We start from the raw sequence: 21,599 nt of genomic DNA, 5'->3' as shown, positions 1-21,599 counted from the left end.
GTCTAAAACTATGCACTACCGAAACCTGAAAGAAAACATTTCCGGCAAAAAACCGGTTCAAGTCTTGACAAAATTATGATTCTTAATTATCTTCGTTCTAATAACGCTCATTGAACGTTATTAGACCAGATTCGCTATTGTACAATACCAAATGAAATTATCGCTATTGAAAAATCCGGAGCGGCTGTTACTTTCCGGAGCATATTGTTTCACCAATTGTATTATTATCCATAAGGAGGAACACGCTGTGCAGGAAAGACTTACCGGCAAAGTTAAGTGGTTCAATACGACAAAAGGATTTGGTTTTATCCAACACGACAGTGTTAACGGCGACATTTTTGTGCATTATACAATGATACGCGGAGAAGGATTCCGGACACTGCAAGAAGGACAGGATGTCGAATTTACGCTGGCAGAAGGCAATAACGGCAATCAGGCGAATGATGTAATTGTTGTAACCTGAGGTCTCACCTGCCCAATCAACTTGCCTACCATTTTCGCCGGGTGATTATCATCCGGCGTTTTTTATAGCTTTTTCAATAATTTATTAATAACTTTAACGATGTTTTTAGATTTCGTTCAAATACACGTACAGGCCGGTCAGGGTGGCAGCGGATGCACCAGTTTCCGCCGGGAAAAATTTGTGCCAAAGGGTGGTCCCGATGGCGGCGACGGTGGTCGCGGCGGCAGCATTTTTCTGGAAGTGAACCCGCAATTGCACACGCTGGTCGATTATAAATACCATTCCCGATACAACGCACCGCGCGGGCAACACGGCATGGGTTCCAACAAACACGGCCGCAAAGGTGAGGATATCACCTTGCAGGTGCCCTGCGGAACGGTGGTTCGCGATGCCGAAACCAACGAAGTTCTGGCGGATTTAACCGAACCCGGCAGCAAAATTGTCATCGCGAAAGGCGGCAACGGCGGTCGCGGCAACGCCCGGTTTGTCACATCGACACATCGCGCACCGCGCGAATGGGAAGTTGGCGAATCCGGCGAAGAGCTGGACATTATTCTGGAATTGAAACTCATTGCCGATGTGGGTTTGGTTGGCAAGCCCAACGCCGGAAAATCCACTTTGCTGGCCAATGTTTCTGCCGCTCGGCCGAAAATTGCCGGATACCCGTTTACCACGCTGGAGCCAAATCTGGGCATCGTTAAGTATATGGATTATCAAAGCTTTGTGATGGCAGATATTCCCGGGCTCATTGAAGGCGCGCACGAGGGAAAAGGGTTGGGACTGCAGTTTTTACGGCACATCGAGCGCAACCGGATCATCCTCTATCTGATCGATCCCGAAGATCCAGAAGTGGAAGATCCGATGGAGACATTCAACACCTTGCGCAGCGAATTGAAAAAGCATTCGCCGCAACTGGTGGAAAAACCCGCCAGCGTGGTGCTCACCAAACAGGATATCTGGCAGGAAACCGACTGGCTGAAAGAATTGGAAAACAAATTGCCGTATCCGGTTTTGGCGATTTCCGCCGTTTCCCGCGACGGGCTGGAAGCGCTGAAACACCACATTTGGCAGCAGTTGGAAAGTGTTGAAATTCCCGAATAAAGTGTGAAAATCCGGTTCGCAATGTTGCGAACCTACCATATAAATTTTTATTGTTGACACGGAGCGCGAAACTGCGTTCCGCAAAATCTCATGCCCAAACAGAAACCCAATATTCGCGATATTCTGTTGCTGCTTTCCATTCCCGGCATCGGTGGCGGAAAAGTGCGGCAGATATTTTCTATTTTCAATTCGGCAGACGACGTATTTCGCACGCCGCTGAAGCAACTCACCCGCATCGACGGCATCGATACGAAAACGGCGCAACTGCTCAAATCCGGCGGTGACGAACGGCTGGTTGATCAGCAGTTGACCCAGTTGGAAAAAGAGCACGCCCGCTGCGTTACCATCTGGGATGAACAATTCCCGGCATTGCTGAAAAAAACCGCTGCGCCGCCGGTAGTGCTGTTTTATCTCGGCGAATTGCCGGAAATCTGGTCGCCGATGATTGGCATTGTCGGCACGCGGATGCCCACCCAATACGGGCGAACCGTCACCGAAAAACTGACCGCCGGACTCGCTGAAAAAGGCATCGACGTGGTGAGCGGATTGGCACGCGGCATCGATACCATTGCCCACACAACCGCCATCCAACGCGGCGGCAGAACATTTGCCGTTCTCGGCTGCGGCGTGGATGTCATTTATCCCCCGGAAAACCGGCGGCTGCACGAACAAATTCAGCAAAACGGCGCCATTTTATCCGAATATTTCATCGGCGCAAAACCGGATGCAGTCAATTTTCCGCGCCGGAACCGGATTATCAGCGGTATGTGCCTGGGCATTTTGGTGGTGGAAGCGGGTGCAAAAAGCGGCGCGCTCATCACCGCGAATTTCGCGCTGGAACAAAATCGCGAAGTGTTCGCGGTGCCCGGATCGATCATCAGCCAGCGCAGCATCGGGCCGAACCGGCTCATTCAGCAGGGCGCAAAACTCGTGCTGGATCTGGACGACATTCTCGAAGAAATTGCCCCAAAACTGGTTGCGCGAGAAATGCAGGAAAAGCCGCTGCCACCCGATCTGAGCGATGCGGATAAATCGCTGCTCATCCGGCTGTCCAACGAGCCGTGCCACATCGATCAACTGGTGCTGGAGCTGGATCAATCGCCGGCGGTGCTGCTCGGGCAATTGCTCCGGCTGGAATTAACCGGACTGGTGAAACAGCTTTCCGGGAAAATGTTTATCCGGTTGTGATTTTTCTTGAAGATTCCTGCCTTCGCAGGAATGACCGTTTTACCGAAAATGTCATTCCGGGCTTGTCCCGGAATCTCAAACTATTAGAGCAGCTATTTATTAGTTTATTATTAATTTATGAACCCAATTTTCCGCAGTGAAATAAATAAAAACGTGCCGTTGGCGAAGCCGGACGAATTCCGCCCGGTGACCATCGGCGATTTTCAGGTATGGCCGCCAGTGGTGCTCGCCCCGATGGCCGGCGTGACCAACGCGCCCTTCCGCAGGCTTTGCCGGGAGTTCGGCGCAGGGCTGTATGTCAGCGAAATGGTTACGTCGCGGTTTCTGGCAACCCGCGAATGGTACGCGCTGAAACAGGCGACATTCGCCCCGGACGAAACGCCCCGGAGCATCCAGTTATATGGCACAGACCCGTATTTCACCGGCGAAGCCGTAAAATTGCTGGTGAACGAGGAGCGCGTGGATCACATCGACCTGAATTTTGGCTGCCCGGTGCGCAAAGTGACCCGGAAAGGCGGCGGCGCGGCCATCCCGCTGAAACCGAATTTGCTGCGAAACATCATCCGCGCGGCGGTGCAAAACGCCGGCAGCATTCCCGTGACCATCAAATTTCGTATCGGCGTGAGTGACGAATATCCGACGCACATCGCCACCGGAAAAATTGCCGAAGGCGAAGGCTGCGCCGCCGTTGCCCTGCACGCCCGAACCGCCGCGCAACTGTATTCCGGCGAAGCCCGCTGGGAAGCCATCGCCGAGTTGAAAAACGCGGTGACAACCATCCCCGTTTTTGGCAACGGCGATATTTGGGAATCGTTCGACGCGCTGCGGATGATGCGCCAAACCGGCTGCGATGGCGTAGTGGTCGGGCGCGGCTGCCTCGGGCGTCCGTGGCTGTTCCGGGATCTCGCGGATGTGTTCAACGGTCGCGAGCCGCAGCAACCGCCGCATCTCGGCGAAGCGCTGCAAATCATGCTGCGCCACGCCGAATTGCTCTGCGATTTTTTTGAAGAACGCACCGCGATTCCCATGTTCCGCAAATTTTGCAGCTGGTATGTAAAAGGTTTTTCCGGCGAACCAGATTTGCGCAGTCGGTTGGTACGCGTGACCACCCTTTCGGAAATGACATCGATTGTCAACGAAAAAGAGCGCAACGAGCCGTATCCGCTGGCATCAGTTCGCGAGCCACGCGGCAAAAGCGGCGATCCCCAAAAAGTGGCGCTGCCGCCGGATTATCTCAATCAACTCGACGACGATACGCCGCCCTGCGCCGAAGCCGAAGATGCGACTTCCGGCGGATAAAGTTTCATTTTTCGCGCAATTTATTCACAGTTGCCCATTCGATTTATACGCACCCGTTTGCAAATCCCCGTTTTCGATAGCTGCATTGCATCGCAACCCTGATTTTTCTCAAACCATTTATTATCAACAATTTAGAAACTTGAAAAATCAATCGTTTTATCAATATTTCTAAGCGGTTTTTCTGTTTTGGCATAATCATTGACAATAATCCCCCACTGTAAATCGAGTTGGATAAACAGTGGAGGAAACTAATGAAACGATTTTTTAGCAGCGTAATTATCGCCATTTTATTGGCATTAACCGGTGCATCAACGCCGGGGTTTTCGCAAGTTAATTTGACGCGCGGACCGTATTTGCAGGTCGGCACGCCAAACAGCATCGTGGTTCGCTGGCGCACCGATGCGGAAACGGACAGCCGTGTTCGCTACGGGACGGATGTCCAAAATCTGGATCAGGTGGTGGATGTTTCCGGCAACACGGACGAGCACGTGGTTACCATATCCGGACTAAATCCCCAAACCCAATATTTTTACGCCGTGGGCAGCAGCACAGATGGCGTTATCAGCGATCCAAATTATTTTTTCGTCACTGCGCCGCCGGTTGGCACAAAGAAAAAAACGCGGGTGTGGATTTTGGGTGATTCCGGCACTGGAAATCAGGATGCCAAAAATGTGCGCGATGCCTATTTCGATTTCACCGACAATGTTCACACAGATTTATGGGTGATGGTCGGCGATAACGCCTACGATGACGGGCAAGACGATGAATATCAGGACAACATGTTCGACATTTACCCAACGATGCTAAGCAAATCCGTTTTGTGGCCCGCGTTTGGCAATCACGATGGCAAAAGTGCGGATTCCGAAAACGAAAGCGGCGTGTTTTACAATATTTTCACACTGCCGCGAAACGCAGAAGCCGGTGGTGCAGCCAGCGGAACAGAGGCATATTATTCGTTCGATTTTGCCAATATTCACTTTATTTGCCTCAATTCGCACGATATCGACCGGTCCAGCAACGGGGAAATGCTGCAATGGCTGACCCAGGATTTGGCACAAAATGAACAGGACTGGACCATTGCCTATTGGCACCACCCGCCTTACACCAAAGGCAGCCACGATTCTGACGATGAAGATCAGCTGATCGAAATGCGCGAAAATGCACTGCCGATTCTCGAAGGCAGCGGTGTGGATCTGGTGATTTCCGGGCATAGCCACTCGTATGAACGCTCCTTTTTACTGGATAGCCATTACGGCGATTCCGGATCGCTCACCAACGATATGATTCTCGATGGCGGCAACGGCAAAAATGATGACGACGGCGCATACGAAAAAGCCACGCTCGGACAGGCGCCGCACGAAGGTGCAGTGTATGTGGTTGCCGGCAGTTCCGGCAAAACCAGCAGCGGCGATCTGGATCATCCGGCAATGCATGTTTCACTGAAAGAATTGGGCTCTGTCGTTTTGGATATCGACAACGCACAGCTCGATCTCACATTTCTGGATGATTCCGGTAACAGCCTGGATTATTTCACGATGGTAAAAGGTAGTGGCGTTGTGGGCATTTCTCACGACGACGGTCAACTGCCGCAGAACATCGCGCTGCATGCCAATTTTCCTAATCCGTTTAACCCGAACACCACCATTCAATTCGATTTACCGGCAGCAACAAACACTACATTTGATGTCCGGTTGGAAATTGTGGATGTTGCCGGCAGATTGGTGAAAACGTTGGTCAACGATAAATTTACAGCTGGCAGCTACGCCATCAATTGGGATGCAACCAACCAGCGCGGCGCTTCGGTGCCCTCCGGCGTATATTTTTACCGGCTGATGGCAAACGAAGAAATCCAGACCCGGAAAATGACTCTCACCCGATGAACTTCTTCCGTTCATTACTCAACGCACAACCTCAGCCGCCCGGGAATTTTCCGGGCGGTTTTTTTGCATAACAATCAAACACCCCCTGCATCCAAAATTACCGGGGCAATTTGACCAACCGTTTCACCAATCGCGACATTGCTTATTCGCACCAAAATGGTTAACCTGTTGAGATTACAAAATTCAAACCGGAGATACTTGCGATGAAATCGATATTGCTGAAAATTTTGCTGGTGGTTCAAGGTGTGATAACCGGTGGATTGCTGGGCGGCGCCATTCGCTCAAAATTATTTGAAAATCCACCGGCGATCGATGGCATGTTTGTGGTGTTAAATGCCATAATGGTCGGTGCGTTTATCGGCGCATTTGCGACCATTGCTGGCGCATTTCAACTGCCGCAGGAAAAATTGCCGCGATACAACGCAATTCTGGCTGTGATCTGGATATTGACGAGCGTGCTGCTGCTTATTTTTCGTCCCGAGCCGCAATAAACACCCGAAAAGCAGTGCGACGAACAATATTTTCCCAACGAATACATCAACCTGAATGTAGATTTTTTCGACAGTTACAAATTGTGGCGATTGTTTTCGTGAACTTCGCTGTGATCCTCGATGGACTCGAGATGGGTGGATACAACTGCGGATGGCTTCAGCGAGCCCTCGATGCGATTTTCGATTTCCGTGGCAATCCGGTGCGCTTCGCGAATGGACAAATCACCCGGAAACAGCAGGTGCACTTCCACCCAATAAGTGCTCCCCAAACTGCGATGTTTCAGTTCATGATATCGAATACCGTATCTTTCGGATTCCTCGGAAAGTATGCTTTCCAACGATTCCTGAACCAAGGGATCGGCTTTATCCATTAAACCGGCAATGCTTTTGTGAATCAACCCGAATCCGGAATACAAAATGTTCAGCGCCACCAGAATGGCGCAAATCGGGTCCCACGGCAGCCAACCGGTCAACAGCGTCAGCCCCAATCCGACCAATACACCCAAACTTGTCCATGAATCGGTGAGCACATGTTTGCCGTTAGCTTCCAGAATCAGCGAATGCTTTTTTTTGCCGAGCCATACCAGATATCCGCCCAGCAGGGCATTAATGACCATCGCCGCTGCGGTAAGAATGGTTCCCGTACCCAGATTTTCCAGATACAAACCGGTGATCCATTTTTCAGCAGCTACATATATAATGTAAAATGCAGCAATGATGATTAACGCGCCTTCCACTCCGGCAGAGAAAAACCCGATTTTCTCGTGACCATACAAATGGGTGGCATCCGCGGGCTTGAAAGACAGCCAAAGGCTGTAAAAGGCAAAAGCTACCGCCGCAACGTGAACAACCGATTCCGCCGCATCGCTCAAAATTGCTGCAGATCCGGTTAAAATATATGCGCCCATTTTAATGGCCAGCATCAGGAAACCGATCAGCAGCGAGAGCGACATTGCCAATTTTAACGCCCGGCGATCGGAGTCGCTGTAAACCGCATGTTGTTGAATGATATCGTCCATGCGCAAATTTGGCGATTTTTTTTGAGAAACAGGAGAAAAAAATATTTTCTTACCATACACTTTTCTGGAAGAAGCCCGACCATTATATGGCGTAGCAATTTTCGGCGATGAATGCCGGAAATCTCAACAAAAGTGTTGATTCTCGCTACCCGGAGCCGACGAAATGAGCGACGAACGAATTTTTACACGAGATATATTTGTATGATTTTTAACAACTTAACAACAATTCCCACATCCATTAACCGGTTATGGCATGAGGATTGCTGAATAACTTGGCGAATAACGCATGGAGGCTGTAATGATTAAAAATCTTGTTCTCGATCAAACAAATATGCCCAGTCTCAGTAAGGCACTGGATGTTTACTCGGCTCGCCAGAAAGCGATAGCGACCAATATCGCCAACATCGGCACAGCCGGATTTCGTCGCAGGGAAGTGAGCTTTGAGGACAAATTACAAGAGCAGATGGGTCAGCATCTGGTCGGACGCAGAACCAACGATAAACACATGCCCCTGGGGAGATTACGGGTCAGGGAGATTCAACCGGAGATGACGGAAGATATGTCCGAAGAATTGCACAGCGGTGTCAACAATGTTAATATCGATCAGGAAATTGTTGACCAGGCGAAAAACGAGATTCAGTTTGCATACGCCAGCCGTTTGGTAAGCGGGCAGTTTACAACGCTTCGCGCCAGCATCAAAGGACGTTACGACCGTTAATCACCACCCTTTTGAGGGCTTTTTTGGAATGCTTGCCAGTCGTTGGGTTTAACGGTTATCCAACGACTGTCTTGCAAAACGCTGCACGGATCAACTTCAACAATACATACGGTCAGGCTGAGAAGCCGCCGTTTAATTGACTACGGAAAGTTCGACATAATTTTCAAGGATGAATTATGAAGGTTCAATCTATTTTTACGTCGTTAAATATATCGGCAAGCGGACTAAGCGCACAGCGGAGCAAGCTGAATGCGGTTTCTTCCAATATTGCCAACGCAAATACGACGCGCACCGAGTCCGGTGAACCGTATCGCCGCAAAATTGCGGTGATGGAAGCCGAAAACACGCCGGATTTTGACGGTGTGTTGAACAATGCAAAGTTGGAATTGAAACAAACCAATCGTCGGCATTTCCCGTTTTCCCAACACAACCACCAACTGAGCAACAATAATTACAATAGTGTTCAGGCGAATATCGAAGAAGATCAGAGCGATTTTCTGCGGATATACGATCCCGCCCATCCGGATGCGGATGAGGAGGGCTACGTCCTGAAACCGAATATTAATGTTGTTACGGAAATGGTGGATATGATCAACGCCTCCCGCGCATACGAGGCAAACCTGAGCAGCATCGAAGCCGCAAAGGATATGGCGAAACGGGCTTTGGATATCTGATTCCGGAAGTTATTGAATTTTTCCGCTAATCAATACCACATGATATGCCGATGGGTGAAGCGTATACATAACTTCAACTATTGGCTTTTTGTTCATTCAAAATGCCGTATAAAGATGCTAATTAACGGCAGCAAAACCATAGCTGCAACTATACATCCTGAAAATACTTGAATGCTGGAGTGACAGATGAATATGAAGGTAAGTAACATTCTCCAGAACGCCGTTACCAACGCTGTTCAAAACTTGCATCATTCGGTTGAGAACGTCCGGGAACGCCCGGAAGTTACAAAAGTTAAGAATGATCAACCGGTTGTAAAAACGGCTGTTCAGGAACAACAAGCGGAAAACAGTTCTGAAGCCCGGATCAACATCCCCCAAAATTTTAAACCACTGGTGGGATTAACCGCCCGCGAGCAGGCATTTTTCGAAAACTTGTTCCCCAAATCGCGAAAAGAAATACAGGCATATACCGATCAGCGGGAAAAAGTAAACCACGAAAAAGGTAAACTGATCGACGTAAAAGGCTAACCGGTAACAACGGACGTTAAACAGCGGAGAATTTGATATGATTAATAAAATTGCAGCAAACGCGATCAACGGAATGCAAACCGGATTGCCCTCGATTTCCGGCGCAACAGACACAGATTTCAGCGATACCCTTAACCAGGCTATCAACCAGATCAACGAATTGCAAAAAGAATCCGTTAACGCTACGGAAATGTTTGTTCGCGGCGAAGTTACCGATTTGCATCAGGTAATGATGGCTACGGAAAAAGCACGGCTGGGAATGGAATTGATGCTGGAAGTCCGCAACCGCCTCTTCGAAGGATATCAGGAAATTATGCGGATGCAAATGTAGGCTCGTAACGGATTTATTAATAAACGCCCGACCTAATTTTTTGTGGTGTTTACGGTAGAATTTAAGGAATTAAACTTACAAGGATGTCTCGGTGATGGGAGAGTCATTCAACAGAATATGGTTTCAGGTTAACCAGTTTTTTGCTCGGTTAAACAATACACAACGTATTATTTTTGCTGGAATTGCCGTTGTTTTTCTGGCAGCGACAATTCTGACGCTGGTGCTCACCAGTTCCCCGCCTTTCGAACCGCTGTTCAGCGATTTATCCCCAAAAGATGCCGGCGAAATTATTGACCGGCTTCGTGAACAAAACATCGATTATCAATTGGAAAACGGCGGCCGCACGGTGATGGTCCCATCCGGACGGGTGTACGACCTGCGGGTGGAATTCGCCAGAGATGGCTTGCCGGAATCCGGTACTGTCGGATACGAATTGTTCGATCGTCAGGAGTTGGGCATCACAGAATTCCAGCAGCAGATCACCTATAAACGGGCTATCGAAGGCGAATTGGTGAAAACCATCCGCAGCATCGAAGGTGTGGAAAACGCAAACGTAATGATTGTGATTCCCAAAGAACGGCTGTTTGAGAAAGATCAAAAAGTGCCCACCGCATCTGTTCAGTTACAGTTGCGCCGCAAAGCCCGCCCAACAGATATGACGATCGAGGCCATCGGGCATTTGGTTGCCAACAGCGTGGAAGGTTTGGAACCGGAAAACATTACCATAACCGATACCCGCGGACGAATCCTCAGCTCCAACAGCAACCCGGATGACAACATGGCAATGAGCAGCGACCAACTGGCTTTCAGCCGCCGCGTTGAGCACGATCTGGAACAAAAAGCGTTAGCAGTGCTCGAAAAACGGGTGGGTGCCGGCAATGCAACCGTTCAGGTGAATGCCTCACTCAATTGGTCGCAGGTAGAAAAAACCATTCACGATGTGGACCCGGATCGCACCGTTACCATCAGTGAGGAAACCAGCGAGCAAACCCAACCCGGCGATCCCAACGCCGGCTCCGGCGGCAGCTCGTCATCCAATACGGTTACCAATTACGAAACCAGCAAATCCATCCAACGGATTGTTGAAGGTGTTGGCAACATCGACAGAATTTCGGTGGCGGTGATGGTCAACAATAAACCGGATGTAAAAACAGATCCCGACGGCAACACCGAAACCTCATTTTTGCCCCGTGATGCACAGGAAATGCAACAACTGGAACAATTGGTAAAAATGGCAGTGGGATTCGATAACAACCGCAGCGACCAGTTTTCGATTGTCAACATGCAGTTCGATCCGTCTGTTGAGGAAGATTTGGAAGTGATGCCGTGGTGGGGCGATCCGATGGATATTATCGAAAAAGTGGTAATCGGCATTGCACTGCTGATGGGCATTTTTCTGGTTCGATCCATACTGACTTCAGCAAAAACTCGTGGCGATGAAATTCAATCACAAATTCAACAAATATTAGAAGAAGAAAAAGACAAGGATGTCAAAGCAATGAAATCAGCAGAACACAACCACGCCCTAACCGGTGGTGAACAGGAAGATGATGAAGTTATCATGTCCGATGAATTCTTCAAAACTGCACAAAAACGTAACTTGCAGTACGAACAAGTGCAGCATTATGTTCGCCAGCACCCTGACGTTGCAACGCGTTTGATCAAGGTTTGGCTGATGGAAGATGAAGAATACTAATCAATGGGATGATGAGGGTTTTAGATGGCTAAGAATACTGAAGAAAATGAAGTCGTAAGTGGCCTGCGAAAAGCGGCTATATTATTGATTTCAATGGACGAAGAAACCGCTGCGCACGTTTTCCAGAATTTGACAAAACAGGAAATCATGCGGATCAGTCTGGAAATTGCCAAAATTGACTCGGTGCTTTCGTCATCCATCAATCAGGTGAATGACGAATTTATGCAGATGATTAAAGCACGGGAATATGTGGCAACCGGCGGTTTGGATTTTGCCCAAACGGTTCTGGAAAGAGCCTTCGGCATGAACGAAGCAAAGGAACTGGTAGAAAAAATTCGCAGTTCCATGCAGGTTCGCGGTTTTACAACTTTGCAGAAAGCCGATTCCAGCCAGTTGGTGAACTTTTTGATAAAAGAACACCCGCAAACGATCGCACTCATTTTGTCGTATCTCAAACCGGATCAAACGGCGGATGTGCTGGCGGAATTCCCCGAAGAATTACGGGTGGATGTCGCCTATCGCATCGCGACGCTGGGCAAAATATCGCCGCAGTTGCTGCGCCAGGTGGAAGAAGTGATTGATTCGCTTGCCGAAAGCGTTATTTCCGAAGACCTGAGCAACACCGGTGGCGCATCTGCGCTGGCGCAAATCCTTAACCAGGCCAACAAAATGACCGAAAAAACCATCCTCGCGCATCTGGAAGAAATGGACCCGGAAATGGCGATGGAGGTGAAAGGTCAAATGTTCGTCTTCGAAGATCTGGTGATGATCGACGATCGCGGTATTCAAAAAGTGCTCAAAAACGTAGACAAAAAAGACCTCGCGCTGGCGCTCAAAGCTGCGGAAGAATCTGTCAAAGAGAAAATCCTCAAAAACATGTCCGAACGCGCCTCGGCTTTGCTCCGGGAAGATTTGGATGTGATGGGACCGGTTCGCCTGAAAGAGGTGGAAGAATCCCAACGCAAGATTATCGAAGTGGTCAAGCAGCTTGAAGAAGAAGGTGAAATTATCATAACCGGACGAGGTAAAGAAGATGTCGTCATCGCATAGGCGAATCATAAAAATGAAACGCCCCATCTCGCGGGTGGTGGTAGTTCCCACACACGGGCAAAACACCCAGTTGGATGTAATGGATGGTTCGCCGGCGGATTTTCTGGAAACCCATCCGGATATGTTGACGGAAATACCGGACGTAGCGCCCGAACCACCGGGTGTGCGCATTAGCGAGGAAGCGCTGGAGCAAATCCGCGCCGAAGCCTACGACCAGGGATTGCAGGACGGCGCACAACATGCCGCCGAAGAAGCACGCCGCCAGTTGGACAAAACATTCCAGACGCTCAACGGGATGATCGATACGATTGCCCAGCATCAGCAAATTATCTATCGCCATTCGGAAGCCGGATGCGTGGAGCTGGTTTTTGCGATGGTGGAAAAAGTGGTTGGCGCGCTGGATCATTCGCAAAAACAAACCATTCACGAAACGTTGAACAAAGTGCTCAAATCTGCCGAAATTGCCGGACGTGTCAAAATTTTGGTAAACCCGCAGGATTTACAGCACATCAAATCAATGGAAAACGATTTGCGCGGTCATTTCCCGGATCTCAAGGATTTGGGTATTTTACCGGATGAATCCATCGGCATCGGCGGCTGCATCATCGAAACCGATCTCGGTAAAGTGGATGCCCGGATCAACACCCAAATGAGCGAAATGGTGGATAAACTTCGCAAATATTACAAAGAACTCGAACACAATGAAGACGAATCAACCAACGCAGCGGAAGTATAACCCATGATGCCATTTCAGGAAAAATTGACCATTTTGCGCGATGCGGTTCCCACGCTTGATACCATTCGCATTTACGGCAAAGTGGTCCAGGTTGTGGGGTTGATCGTCGAGTCTTCCGGGCCATCCGTTGCGGTTGGCGATATTTGCAAGGTTTATCCGCGCAACAGCCGCCAGCCATACATCGCCGAAGTTGTCGGTTTCCGCGAAGATCGCGTGCTGACCATGCCGCTCGGCGAAATGCGCGGCATCGCGCCCGGCAGCGATATTGTGGCAACCGGCGAGCCGTTTAATGTGCTGGTTTCTCCGGCAATGCTGGGTCGAGTACTGAACGGATTGGGCGAACCGATGGACGGACGCGGAGCGATTACCTCAGGCGAACGGCTGTCGGTGTATCAAAATCCGCCGCACCCGCTGCATCGCCGCCGGATAACGGAGCCGATCACTACCGGCATCCGCGCAATCGATGGCTTATTAACGCTCGGCAAAGGACAACGTGTGGGTATTTTCGCCGGTAGCGGCGTGGGTAAAAGTACCCTTTTGGGAATGATCGCCCAAAATACCAACGCAGATGTAAATGTTATTTCACTCGTTGGCGAACGGGGTCGCGAGGTTCGCGATTTTATTGAAAAAGAATTGGGCGAAGCCGGATTGCGACGATCGATTCTGGTGGTTGCCACCTCTGACCAGCCGGCTTTGGTTCGGGTAAAAGCGGCGCTGGTCGCAACCACCATCGCGGAATATTTCCGCGAACAGGGCGCAAATGTTTTGCTGATGATGGACTCGCTGACGCGGGTTGCCACCGCGCTTCGGGAAATCGGGCTGACCATCGGCGAACCGCCGACAACCCGTGGCTACACGCCATCCGTATTTGCTTTTTTCCCGAAATTGCTGGAACGGGCGGGCACATCCGCCACCGGCAGCATCACCGGCATGTATACCGTTCTGGTTGAAGGGGACGATATGAACGAGCCGATCTCCGACACCGCACGCGGTATTCTGGATGGTCACATCGTGCTGTCGCGGCGACTGGCATCTGCCGGACATTATCCGGCAATCGACGTTTTGGAAAGCATCAGCCGGGTAATGAATGATGTAACCACCCAGCAACATCAGGGCGCTACAATGAAACTGATGGACACATTAGCCACCTACAAGGAAGCAGAAGATCTAATAAATATTGGTGCTTATGTAAAAGGCAATAATCCAAAAATTGATTATTCCATTAAAAAAATAGCGCGAATTCAACAGTTTTTGCGTCAAGGTATCAAAGATTCTGCCGATCTTCAAAGTAGTATCGCTACGGTAATGGATATAATGCGCGATTAACGATAATCATCAAAGTAAAAACCAAACGATACATTCACTAACAGTCAGGGAAGACTAATGAATAACGGTTTTAAATTTCGCTTGAATAAGGTATTGGAAGTAAAAGATGTCGAGTTTAAACAGCAGCAAAAAGATTTATCGAGCGCTGCGCAGGATAAAATGAACGCTTACCAGCAACTGCTGGAAAAGCAGAGTTCATCCGAAGCTTTTGCCAGAGAATTAGGCAATGTTCGTTTTCAAAATGCCGGAGATATGCATTTGAATTTCGGTCATTTCCAAAATTTGATCGAAGAAGTGCAGGAGCAGGAACAACAGCTATTCTCGATGGAAGAGCGGGAAAATCAGGAACGGGAAAAATTGTTGAAGGTTCAGCGGGAGCGAAAAGTATTGGAAAAACTCCGCGAAAAAGAACTCGAAAAATTTCATCAGGATTTTCTCAAACAATCCCAAAACGACATCGACGAAATGGCGATACTCGGCAACCGCCGGGGTTTGTGGAAATAATAGCGATAATACAGCTACTTAAAATAATGCAAAATAAAGATTTATCATGAAAACGGCTCTGTTTTACATCGGAACATTTGTAATCATTTTGGGAATTACAACATTTGTTGTATCCATGTTTCAACCGCCACCGGCACCGCTAACAGCGGATGGGATAGGAGCAGATTCGCTTGCCGCCCCCGCAAAAAATGACGCAGCCCAAAAACAGTTGGGCGCCGGATTGCCAGAAGCAGAACAACCAAAGCAAAATGAGCTTGCAGAAGCTGCACCGGAAAAAACAGCGGGAGTTGAAACACCGGCACAACCACAGATGGACGCATTAGACAGCCTGCAAATGTCGCTTCGGCAACCGAATAATTTGCCAACGGATAATCTTGAGAAACAGCAGTTAGCCCAACAGCAACAAAAAAAGCAGAGCGAAAATTTTGCGAAAATGACCAAAGAGATGGCCCAGATTTACGAAAAAATGGCGCCGGCACAGGCTGCAATGATTATCGCGAATCTGGAAACGGAACTGGCAGTAACGGTGATTTCCAAAATGAATAAACGCCAGGCCGCCAAAGTGCTGGCAGCCATGGAACCGTTTAAAGCGATTGAATTGAGTAAATCGATGGCAGAAATGTAAGCAGCAACCATTACAGAATACAGCATCCTACAGGCAAAAAGCGGCTCAAATTGAGCCGCTTTTTCATTTTTCCCACATTTGAATAATCGCTTCCATATCTTTATCGCCGCGCCCGGAAAGGCAAAGCACCAAATGTTCATCCGGCGACATGGTTTTGGCCAATTCCACGCGCGCCCAAACCGCATGCGCCGTTTCCAGCGCGGGAATGATGCCTTCGGTTTTTGCCAGCAGCGACATCGCTTCCAGCGCCTGCTCGTCCGTTGCGGCAACATATTTCACCCGGTTCACATCTTTCAAAAATGCGTGCTCCGGGCCAACGCCGGGATAATCCAGTCCTGCGGAAACCGAGTGCACATCGCCGATTTGCCCGTCATCGGTTTGGATGAGATAGGTGTTCATCCCGTGCAAAATGCCCGGCGAACCGTACGAAATCGTCGCCGCGTGATTTCCCGCGAGATTGTTGCGTCCGCCCGCTTCCACGCCGTATAATTTTACGGATTCATCGTTCAAAAAAGGATAGAAAATGCCCATCGCATTGGAGCCGCCGCCCACGCAGGCGACCACTGCTTCCGGTAATTTGCCGAACTTTTCCTGCGACTGCTGCCGCGCTTCGCGACCGATCACCGCCTGGAAATCGCGCACAATCATGGGATACGGATGCGGACCAACCACCGAGCCGATGCAATAAAACGTATCGTGCACGTTGGTCACCCAATCGCGAATTGCCTCGTTGATGGCATCTTTCAGGGTGCGGCTGCCGTTTTCCACCGGCACCACCGTGGTGCCCAAAAATTTCATCCGGAACACGTTCAGCCGCTGGCGAACCACATCTTCCGCGCCCATGTAAACGAAACATTCCAGCCCCATTTTTGCGGCGACGGTTGCGGTTGCCACGCCGTGCTGTCCCGCACCGGTTTCTGCAATGATGCGCTGTTTGCCCATGCGTTTCGCCAACAGCAACTGCCCGATGGCGTTGTTGATTTTGTGCGCACCGGTGTGATTCAAATCTTCGCGTTTCAGCCAGATTTGCGCGCCGCCGATTTGCTCGCTCAGCCGGTCGGCGTGAGTGAGCGGGTTCGGTCGCCCCACATAATCGCGGAAATAGTGCTGCAACTCGTCGCCAAACGCCGGATCGTTTTGCGCGGTTGCATACGCCGCAATCAGCTCCTCCAGTGCGGGCATCAAAATTTCCGGTACAAACATACCGCCGTATTCGGCAAATTTGCCGCTTTTATCGGGAAATTGGGAAAAATTCACGGATTTCTTCGTGTCGATCATTGCGAAACGCCTCGATTTTTTTAAAAAATTGTTTCAGTTTAGTTGCATCTTTCACACCCGGCGATGCCTCCACGCCGCTGCTCACGTCCACCGCAAACGGGCGAACCGTTTCCACCGCCGAACGGATGTTTGCGGGATTCAATCCGCCGGCCAGAATGATCGGCTGCTGCCGGCTGTGCGCTGCTGCGAACTGCCAGTTGAAGGTGCGTCCGGTGCCGCCGTGCTGTGTTGGGTGATGCGCATCCAGCAAAACGGCATCCGCTTTTGGCAGCAGTTTGGCGCTGCGTTTGTCCAATCCGTTTTCGTCAACGGCGATTGCCAGCACTGTCGGTAAATCATTGATTTTCAGAAAATTAGCGTCATCGTAAATGCCGTGCAGTTGAATGGCGTCCAGCCCCGCGATGCGCACGGCTTCCGCCGCAAATGCGTATCTGGGATTCACAAAAACGCCAATTTTTCGGATATGCGTCGGCAATTTTTCGATAATTTTTGCGGCATCCGCAAACGTGATGTTGCGGGGGCTTTTCTCAAAAAAAACAAATCCCAGCGCATCCGCACCGAGTTCCGCTGCCAGTTCGGCATCCGCCAACCGGGTGATGCCGCAAATTTTTACGCGCAAATTCAACTGTTCATCACCGTTTGTTTCAGGTTTAAACGACGGTTCAATTATAAAAATGAAATGTCAGTTTTCATAACAAAAACCGCCCTGCTTCACAAACCGGTTAATAAAAAAAGGGTAGATTATCGAAAATGAATGTTAGTATCATGCGAAGCTGCGATTTGCTTTCGCGTAAGACAGATCGTTTGCACGGATGCAAGTTTAATAAATACAGAGGTTTGGTGATGCGATTTTTTTTCTCGATGTTAATTGGTTTTTGGGGATTCGTTTTTGCGCAAAGCGAAGCGACGATCATGACATACAATATTCTCGATTATACTGGCGGCAGAACGCAGGCGTTCGACACGGTGATCGACGAAATTGAACCGGATTTATTGGTGACCCAGGAAATGGGTTCGCAAGCCGGCGTGAACGCTTTTTTGAACATTTTGAATGACAACGGCACGCCCTACGCCGCCGCGCCCTATTTTGACGGCCCGGACAAAGATATGGCGCTGTTTTATCGCACCGCCGTTTTCGATCTGGTGAGCGTTACCCGTCACGCCACAACATTGCGGGATATTTACCAATACCGCGTGCGGCACATCCTTTCCGGCGATACGCTGATCGTTTTTTCCGTGCACCTGAAAGCCAGCGACGGTGAAACCGAACGCCAGCGACGCCTGCAAGAAGTAATGGTATTGCGCAACGTAACCGACAATTTGCCAACAACTGCCAATTTTATGATCGTTGGCGATTACAATATTTATTACTCCGATGAACCGGCATTTCAGGAATTGATCAAAACGTCGCGCGGCAGCGGATATGTGAAAGACCCGATCAACCGGTTGGGCAATTGGCACAACAACGCATCATTTGCAGACATTTTCACCCAATCAACCCGGGTGAACGGTGGCGCAGGTTCCGGCGGCGGCGTAGATGACCGGTTTGACATGATGCTCCTGTGCGAAAACCTGCTTTCTCCCGGCGGCATCGACTATGTTTCCAACAGCTACACGGCGTATGGCAACGACGGGCTGCATTTCAACCAGGCCATCAACAACGGGCAAAACGGCGTAGTGGATACCGATGTCGCCAACGCCCTGCACGATGCATCCGACCACATGCCTGTGTTGCTGAAGCTGCGTTTCGGCGTGCCAACCGGCATCCGGGACGGCTCGGAAAATTTACCCGACACACCGCAATTGTTCGATAATTACCCGAACCCGTTCAATCCCGGCACAAACATCCGCTTTGCGCTGCCCTCGGCACAGGATATTCAACTCAACATTTATAACGCACGCGGGCAACAGGTGCGCAGCCTTGCCAACGGCAATTACCTGCCCGGAAATCACAATTTATTTTGGGACGCCACCAATGATAACGGAGAGCGCGTTGCGTCGGGCGTTTATTTTTATCAACTGCGGGCCGGCGTTTTTCAACAATCGCAAAAAATGCTGCTGATTCAATAATCGCGAAATACGTTTGCGGCGGGGTTAACACATTGCGAATCCCCGCCGTTTCAATCAGGAATAATCCCCGGAGCACACTATGAAGCTATTGTTTTACATAAAGTTATACGCAATGATGGTTCCGGTATTTTTCCTGATCGACATGCTGTGGCTGGGCTGGCTTGCCAAAGGGTTTTACCGCAAACACCTCGATTACATTTTGAGCCCGCAGGTCAACTGGACTGCAGCGATCGTATTTTACCTGATTTACATCGCCGGAATTATGATTTTCGCGGTGCTGCCCGCGCTCGACAAAGCATCATTTTCAAAAGCACTGATTTTGGGCGCACTCTTCGGATTTTTCACCTATGCAACCTACGATTTAACCAACCTCGCCACGCTGAAAGATTGGCCGCTACCGGTGGTTTTCGTGGATATTTTGTGGGGAACGGTGCTCTGCGCATCGGTTTCCGCAGCCGGATTCGCCGCCGGAAAATGGCTTTCCTGACCTAAATTTCCCGCCGTAAAAGCCGCTGTTTTCACCGGCTTTCTCTTTCGCCGGTTGCATTCCCGCCAAAATCCTTTCATATTTTATTATTCGAACCGGAAAGGATTACACCATGATTTTATTAAAAGATCTTCATTTATTACGCGAAAAAGCTTACATCAACGGGCACTGGGTTGAGGGCAGCAGCCACAAAACTTTCCCGGTGACCAATCCCGCCAACGGCGAAACGATTGCACAAGTTGCCGATTTGGGTGCTGGCGAAACGCGCAGCGCCATCGAAGCGGCGGCAGCAGCACAGCCGGAATGGCAGGCCAAAACGGCGTCAGATCGCGCGGAAATTTTGAGACGATTCACCAATTTACTGCGCACAAATAAAGAAGATCTGGCGTTGCTGATGACCACCGAACAGGGCAAACCGCTCGCCGAATCCCGGGGAGAGATCGATTACAGCGTCTCATTTTTTGAATGGTTTGCAGAGGAAGCGCGCCGCATTTACGGCGATGTGATCCCGACGCACCACCCCAACCTGCGCAATATTGTGATCAAACAACCGATTGGCGTGGTTTCCGCCATTACGCCGTGGAATTTCCCCATTGCGATGGTTGCCAAAAAACTGCCCGCCGCGCTGGCTGCCGGATGCACTTTTGTGTGGAAACCGGCGGAAGATACGCCGCTATGCGGTTTGGCGCTGGCGGAACTCGGCGAACGCGCCGGATTACCGCCGGGCGTGTTCAATGTGGTAACCACATCGGACGTGGCAACAGTTGGGAAAGAATTGACCACAAATCCGCTGGTGCGCAAGGTGTCCTTCACCGGCTCCACGGAAGTGGGGAAAATGTTGCTGCACCAGAGCGCGGATACCGTCAAAAAAGTATCGCTGGAACTGGGCGGCAACGCGCCGTTCATCGTGTTTGACGATGCAGATATCGACGCAGCGGTGAGCGGTGCCATCGCCAGCAAATTCCGCAACGCCGGGCAAACCTGCGTTTGCGCCAACCGCATTCTCGTTCAGGATGCGATTTACGATGACTTCACCGAAAAATTCACTAAAGCCGTTTCGAAACTGAACGTGGGCAACGGCGTGGACGAACGGGTGGACATCGGTCCGCTGATTGCCCCAAAAGCGCTGGAAAAAGTGGAAAACCTGATCAACGACGCCCGCGAAAACGGCGCAGAAATTATTCTCGGCGGCAGCCGCCATTCGCTCGGCGGCAATTTTTTCCAACCCACCGTACTCACAAATGTCACCGAATCCGCGGAAATGGCACAAACCGAAATTTTTGGTCCGGTTGCGCCGCTGTATCGGTTCACATCAGAAAAAGCGGCCATTACAATGGCGAATAACACTCGTTTCGGGCTGGCAGCGTATTTTTATACGCGGGATATCGGGCGAATCTGGCGGGTTTCCGAAGCGCTGGAATATGGCATTGTCGGCGTGAATACCGGAATGGTTTCCACAGCGGTTGCGCCGTTTGGCGGCGTAAAAGAATCGGGAATCGGCCGGGAAGGCTCAAAATACGGCATTGAGGAATATCTGGAAACAAAATTTATTTGTCACGGCGGGATTACAGAAAATTCGTAAGTCTTTTTTTTACAACTAATTAATCAGCGTGGATTCCTGATCGATCAGGAATTGATAAATTTCCGCAGGTGTTTTGAGTTGCAGCAAGGCATCGCGAACGTGCGGTTGGGAAATAATCCGGGAAATGCGGGTGAGTAATCGCAAATGCGTGCCGTGCTGGTCGTTCGGGCCGATGAGCAGAAAAACAATGTGGGCAGGCTTGTGATCGAACGATTCAAAATCAACGCCTTCGGGATGCACACCGATGGCAATAACAAAATTTTGGATGAGCTGGGTGCGGCAATGTGGAATAGCAACGCCGTGTCCCACGCCGGTTGTCATCAATCGTTCCCGCTCTAAAATAGCATCCAGCACTTCATCGCGTTGCTGGATCAACTGGTTTTTCACCAATTCTTCCAACAATTCTTCGATGACCTCAACTTTGGCCGTCCCTTTTAAAGGGTATTTGATCAGGCTTTCCTGTAAAATTTCGCTCAGCTTCATGTCAGATCTCCCGTCCGCAAAAGATTTTTGACCGTGCCAATATACAACCGAAACCATTGTGGCATCAAGG

General features: G+C 50.0%; 23 protein-coding genes. 19 read left to right on the top strand and 4 right to left on the bottom strand.

All coding sequences use genetic code 11. The annotated features are described in order from the left end of the window. The first annotated feature begins 151 nt into the window (after positions 1-151). The 6 genes from H6629_09495 (at position 152) to H6629_09470 (ending at position 6,422) form a co-directional block, all read left to right on the top strand. Positions 152-463 (top strand): cold shock domain-containing protein, encoded by a 312-nt coding sequence (locus H6629_09495; GenBank protein MCB9068027.1) that lies wholly within the window; start codon positions 152-154, stop codon positions 461-463. A gap of 99 nt (positions 464-562) precedes the next feature. Then, the gene (gene obgE / locus H6629_09490; protein MCB9068026.1) at positions 563-1,564 is read left to right on the top strand and encodes a GTPase ObgE; all 1,002 of its coding nucleotides are present in this window, start codon (positions 563-565) and stop codon (positions 1,562-1,564) included. 90 nt (positions 1,565-1,654) lie between these two features. Next, positions 1,655-2,752 (top strand): DNA-protecting protein DprA, encoded by a 1,098-nt coding sequence (gene dprA / locus H6629_09485; protein MCB9068025.1) that lies wholly within the window; start codon positions 1,655-1,657, stop codon positions 2,750-2,752. Between the two features lie 117 nt (positions 2,753-2,869). Further along, on the top strand, positions 2,870-4,051 hold the full coding sequence (gene dusB / locus H6629_09480) for a tRNA dihydrouridine synthase DusB (GenBank protein ID MCB9068024.1): 1,182 nt from the start codon (positions 2,870-2,872) through the stop codon (positions 4,049-4,051). Positions 4,052-4,302: 251 nt separating this feature from the next. Further along, positions 4,303-5,931, top strand: coding sequence for a metallophosphoesterase (locus H6629_09475; GenBank protein ID MCB9068023.1), 1,629 nt, complete (start codon positions 4,303-4,305; stop codon positions 5,929-5,931). Between the two features lie 203 nt (positions 5,932-6,134). Beyond that, positions 6,135-6,422: a hypothetical protein gene (locus tag H6629_09470; GenBank protein MCB9068022.1), complete on the top strand. Its 288-nt coding sequence runs from the start codon at positions 6,135-6,137 to the stop codon at positions 6,420-6,422. Between the two features lie 74 nt (positions 6,423-6,496). On the opposite strand, the gene H6629_09465 is transcribed toward H6629_09470, so the two are convergent. After that, a complete protein-coding gene (locus H6629_09465) occupies positions 6,497-7,441 on the bottom strand; it encodes a cation transporter (protein MCB9068021.1) in 945 nt (314 codons plus the stop codon). Positions 7,442-7,739: 298 nt separating this feature from the next. Here H6629_09465 and flgB point away from each other — a divergent pair, with 298 nt between their 5' ends. From flgB to H6629_09415, 10 genes are all read left to right on the top strand, one after another. Continuing rightward, complete coding sequence (gene flgB, locus H6629_09460; protein MCB9068020.1) at positions 7,740-8,159, top strand: flagellar basal body rod protein FlgB; 420 nt, start codon at positions 7,740-7,742, stop codon at positions 8,157-8,159. Positions 8,160-8,335: 176 nt separating this feature from the next. After that, positions 8,336-8,833 carry a flagellar basal body rod protein FlgC gene (flgC, locus tag H6629_09455; GenBank protein ID MCB9068019.1) on the top strand — a complete coding sequence of 166 codons (498 nt, stop codon included), beginning with the start codon at positions 8,336-8,338 and terminating at the stop codon, positions 8,831-8,833. A 186-nt stretch (positions 8,834-9,019) separates the two neighbouring features. After that, positions 9,020-9,361: a hypothetical protein gene (locus H6629_09450; GenBank protein MCB9068018.1), complete on the top strand. Its 342-nt coding sequence runs from the start codon at positions 9,020-9,022 to the stop codon at positions 9,359-9,361. A 37-nt stretch (positions 9,362-9,398) separates the two neighbouring features. Next, positions 9,399-9,692 (top strand): flagellar hook-basal body complex protein FliE, encoded by a 294-nt coding sequence (fliE, locus tag H6629_09445; GenBank protein MCB9068017.1) that lies wholly within the window; start codon positions 9,399-9,401, stop codon positions 9,690-9,692. A 94-nt stretch (positions 9,693-9,786) separates the two neighbouring features. After that, the gene (fliF, locus tag H6629_09440) at positions 9,787-11,388 is read left to right on the top strand and encodes a flagellar M-ring protein FliF (protein ID MCB9068016.1); all 1,602 of its coding nucleotides are present in this window, start codon (positions 9,787-9,789) and stop codon (positions 11,386-11,388) included. Positions 11,389-11,412: 24 nt separating this feature from the next. Next, positions 11,413-12,438: a flagellar motor switch protein FliG gene (fliG, locus tag H6629_09435; protein MCB9068015.1), complete on the top strand. Its 1,026-nt coding sequence runs from the start codon at positions 11,413-11,415 to the stop codon at positions 12,436-12,438. Between the two features lie 13 nt (positions 12,439-12,451). Continuing rightward, the gene (locus H6629_09430) at positions 12,452-13,174 is read left to right on the top strand and encodes a hypothetical protein (protein ID MCB9068014.1); all 723 of its coding nucleotides are present in this window, start codon (positions 12,452-12,454) and stop codon (positions 13,172-13,174) included. Positions 13,175-13,180: 6 nt separating this feature from the next. After that, positions 13,181-14,500 (top strand): flagellar protein export ATPase FliI, encoded by a 1,320-nt coding sequence (fliI, locus tag H6629_09425; GenBank protein MCB9068013.1) that lies wholly within the window; start codon positions 13,181-13,183, stop codon positions 14,498-14,500. A gap of 57 nt (positions 14,501-14,557) precedes the next feature. Continuing rightward, the gene (locus H6629_09420; protein ID MCB9068012.1) at positions 14,558-15,004 is read left to right on the top strand and encodes a flagellar FliJ family protein; all 447 of its coding nucleotides are present in this window, start codon (positions 14,558-14,560) and stop codon (positions 15,002-15,004) included. 46 nt (positions 15,005-15,050) lie between these two features. Then, positions 15,051-15,629, top strand: a complete 579-nt coding sequence (locus H6629_09415; protein ID MCB9068011.1) for a hypothetical protein — start codon at positions 15,051-15,053, stop codon at positions 15,627-15,629. 63 nt (positions 15,630-15,692) lie between these two features. On the opposite strand, the gene trpB is transcribed toward H6629_09415, so the two are convergent. After that, positions 15,693-16,907, bottom strand: a complete 1,215-nt coding sequence (gene trpB, locus H6629_09410) for a tryptophan synthase subunit beta (protein MCB9068010.1) — start codon at positions 16,905-16,907, stop codon at positions 15,693-15,695. Further along, a complete protein-coding gene (locus H6629_09405; protein ID MCB9068009.1) occupies positions 16,861-17,532 on the bottom strand; it encodes a phosphoribosylanthranilate isomerase in 672 nt (223 codons plus the stop codon). Before H6629_09405 ends, trpB begins: the two co-directional genes overlap by 47 nt. 218 nt (positions 17,533-17,750) lie before the next feature. On the opposite strand from H6629_09405, the gene H6629_09400 reads away from it, so the two are divergent. The 3 genes from H6629_09400 (at position 17,751) to H6629_09390 (ending at position 21,046) form a co-directional block, all read left to right on the top strand. Beyond that, positions 17,751-18,977 carry a T9SS type A sorting domain-containing protein gene (locus tag H6629_09400; protein MCB9068008.1) on the top strand — a complete coding sequence of 409 codons (1,227 nt, stop codon included), beginning with the start codon at positions 17,751-17,753 and terminating at the stop codon, positions 18,975-18,977. Positions 18,978-19,056: 79 nt separating this feature from the next. Continuing rightward, positions 19,057-19,464 (top strand): DUF2177 family protein, encoded by a 408-nt coding sequence (locus H6629_09395; protein MCB9068007.1) that lies wholly within the window; start codon positions 19,057-19,059, stop codon positions 19,462-19,464. Positions 19,465-19,576: 112 nt separating this feature from the next. Next, entirely contained in the window at positions 19,577-21,046 is a 1,470-nt protein-coding gene (locus tag H6629_09390; GenBank protein MCB9068006.1) for an NAD-dependent succinate-semialdehyde dehydrogenase, read from the top strand. Between the two features lie 15 nt (positions 21,047-21,061). Here the strand turns inward: H6629_09390 and H6629_09385 are convergent, their stop codons facing one another. Further along, on the bottom strand, positions 21,062-21,529 hold the full coding sequence (locus tag H6629_09385; GenBank protein ID MCB9068005.1) for a PTS sugar transporter subunit IIA: 468 nt from the start codon (positions 21,527-21,529) through the stop codon (positions 21,062-21,064). Between the last annotated feature and the right edge of the window lie 70 nt (positions 21,530-21,599).

This window comes from Calditrichia bacterium (genome assembly GCA_020634975.1).
In the GTDB taxonomy this organism is placed as follows: Bacteria; Calditrichota; Calditrichia; order RBG-13-44-9; family J075; genus JACKAQ01.
This window is presented reverse-complemented; position numbering and strand designations above follow the sequence as displayed.

Excerpts from the sequence above, each read along its gene's own strand:
- dprA (MCB9068025.1), top strand. The coding sequence starts at position 1,655 with ATGCCCAAACAGAAACCCAATATTCGCGATATTCTGTTGCTGCTTTCC.
- obgE (MCB9068026.1), top strand. The coding sequence starts at position 563 with ATGTTTTTAGATTTCGTTCAAATACACGTACAGGCCGGTCAGGGTGGC.
- H6629_09395 (MCB9068007.1), top strand. The coding sequence starts at position 19,057 with ATGAAGCTATTGTTTTACATAAAGTTATACGCAATGATGGTTCCGGTA.
- trpB (MCB9068010.1), bottom strand. The coding sequence starts at position 16,907 with ATGATCGACACGAAGAAATCCGTGAATTTTTCCCAATTTCCCGATAAA.
- H6629_09495 (MCB9068027.1), top strand. The coding sequence starts at position 152 with ATGAAATTATCGCTATTGAAAAATCCGGAGCGGCTGTTACTTTCCGGA.
- H6629_09400 (MCB9068008.1), top strand. The coding sequence starts at position 17,751 with ATGCGATTTTTTTTCTCGATGTTAATTGGTTTTTGGGGATTCGTTTTT.
- flgC (MCB9068019.1), top strand. The coding sequence starts at position 8,336 with ATGAAGGTTCAATCTATTTTTACGTCGTTAAATATATCGGCAAGCGGA.
- H6629_09420 (MCB9068012.1), top strand. The coding sequence starts at position 14,558 with ATGAATAACGGTTTTAAATTTCGCTTGAATAAGGTATTGGAAGTAAAA.
- flgB (MCB9068020.1), top strand. The coding sequence starts at position 7,740 with ATGATTAAAAATCTTGTTCTCGATCAAACAAATATGCCCAGTCTCAGT.
- H6629_09430 (MCB9068014.1), top strand. The coding sequence starts at position 12,452 with ATGAAACGCCCCATCTCGCGGGTGGTGGTAGTTCCCACACACGGGCAA.
- dusB (MCB9068024.1), top strand. The coding sequence starts at position 2,870 with ATGAACCCAATTTTCCGCAGTGAAATAAATAAAAACGTGCCGTTGGCG.
- H6629_09470 (MCB9068022.1), top strand. The coding sequence starts at position 6,135 with ATGAAATCGATATTGCTGAAAATTTTGCTGGTGGTTCAAGGTGTGATA.
- H6629_09475 (MCB9068023.1), top strand. The coding sequence starts at position 4,303 with ATGAAACGATTTTTTAGCAGCGTAATTATCGCCATTTTATTGGCATTA.
- fliG (MCB9068015.1), top strand. The coding sequence starts at position 11,413 with ATGGCTAAGAATACTGAAGAAAATGAAGTCGTAAGTGGCCTGCGAAAA.
- H6629_09390 (MCB9068006.1), top strand. The coding sequence starts at position 19,577 with ATGATTTTATTAAAAGATCTTCATTTATTACGCGAAAAAGCTTACATC.
- H6629_09385 (MCB9068005.1), bottom strand. The coding sequence starts at position 21,529 with ATGAAGCTGAGCGAAATTTTACAGGAAAGCCTGATCAAATACCCTTTA.
- fliE (MCB9068017.1), top strand. The coding sequence starts at position 9,399 with ATGATTAATAAAATTGCAGCAAACGCGATCAACGGAATGCAAACCGGA.
- H6629_09450 (MCB9068018.1), top strand. The coding sequence starts at position 9,020 with ATGAATATGAAGGTAAGTAACATTCTCCAGAACGCCGTTACCAACGCT.
- fliF (MCB9068016.1), top strand. The coding sequence starts at position 9,787 with ATGGGAGAGTCATTCAACAGAATATGGTTTCAGGTTAACCAGTTTTTT.
- H6629_09415 (MCB9068011.1), top strand. The coding sequence starts at position 15,051 with ATGAAAACGGCTCTGTTTTACATCGGAACATTTGTAATCATTTTGGGA.
- H6629_09465 (MCB9068021.1), bottom strand. The coding sequence starts at position 7,441 with ATGGACGATATCATTCAACAACATGCGGTTTACAGCGACTCCGATCGC.
- fliI (MCB9068013.1), top strand. The coding sequence starts at position 13,181 with ATGCCATTTCAGGAAAAATTGACCATTTTGCGCGATGCGGTTCCCACG.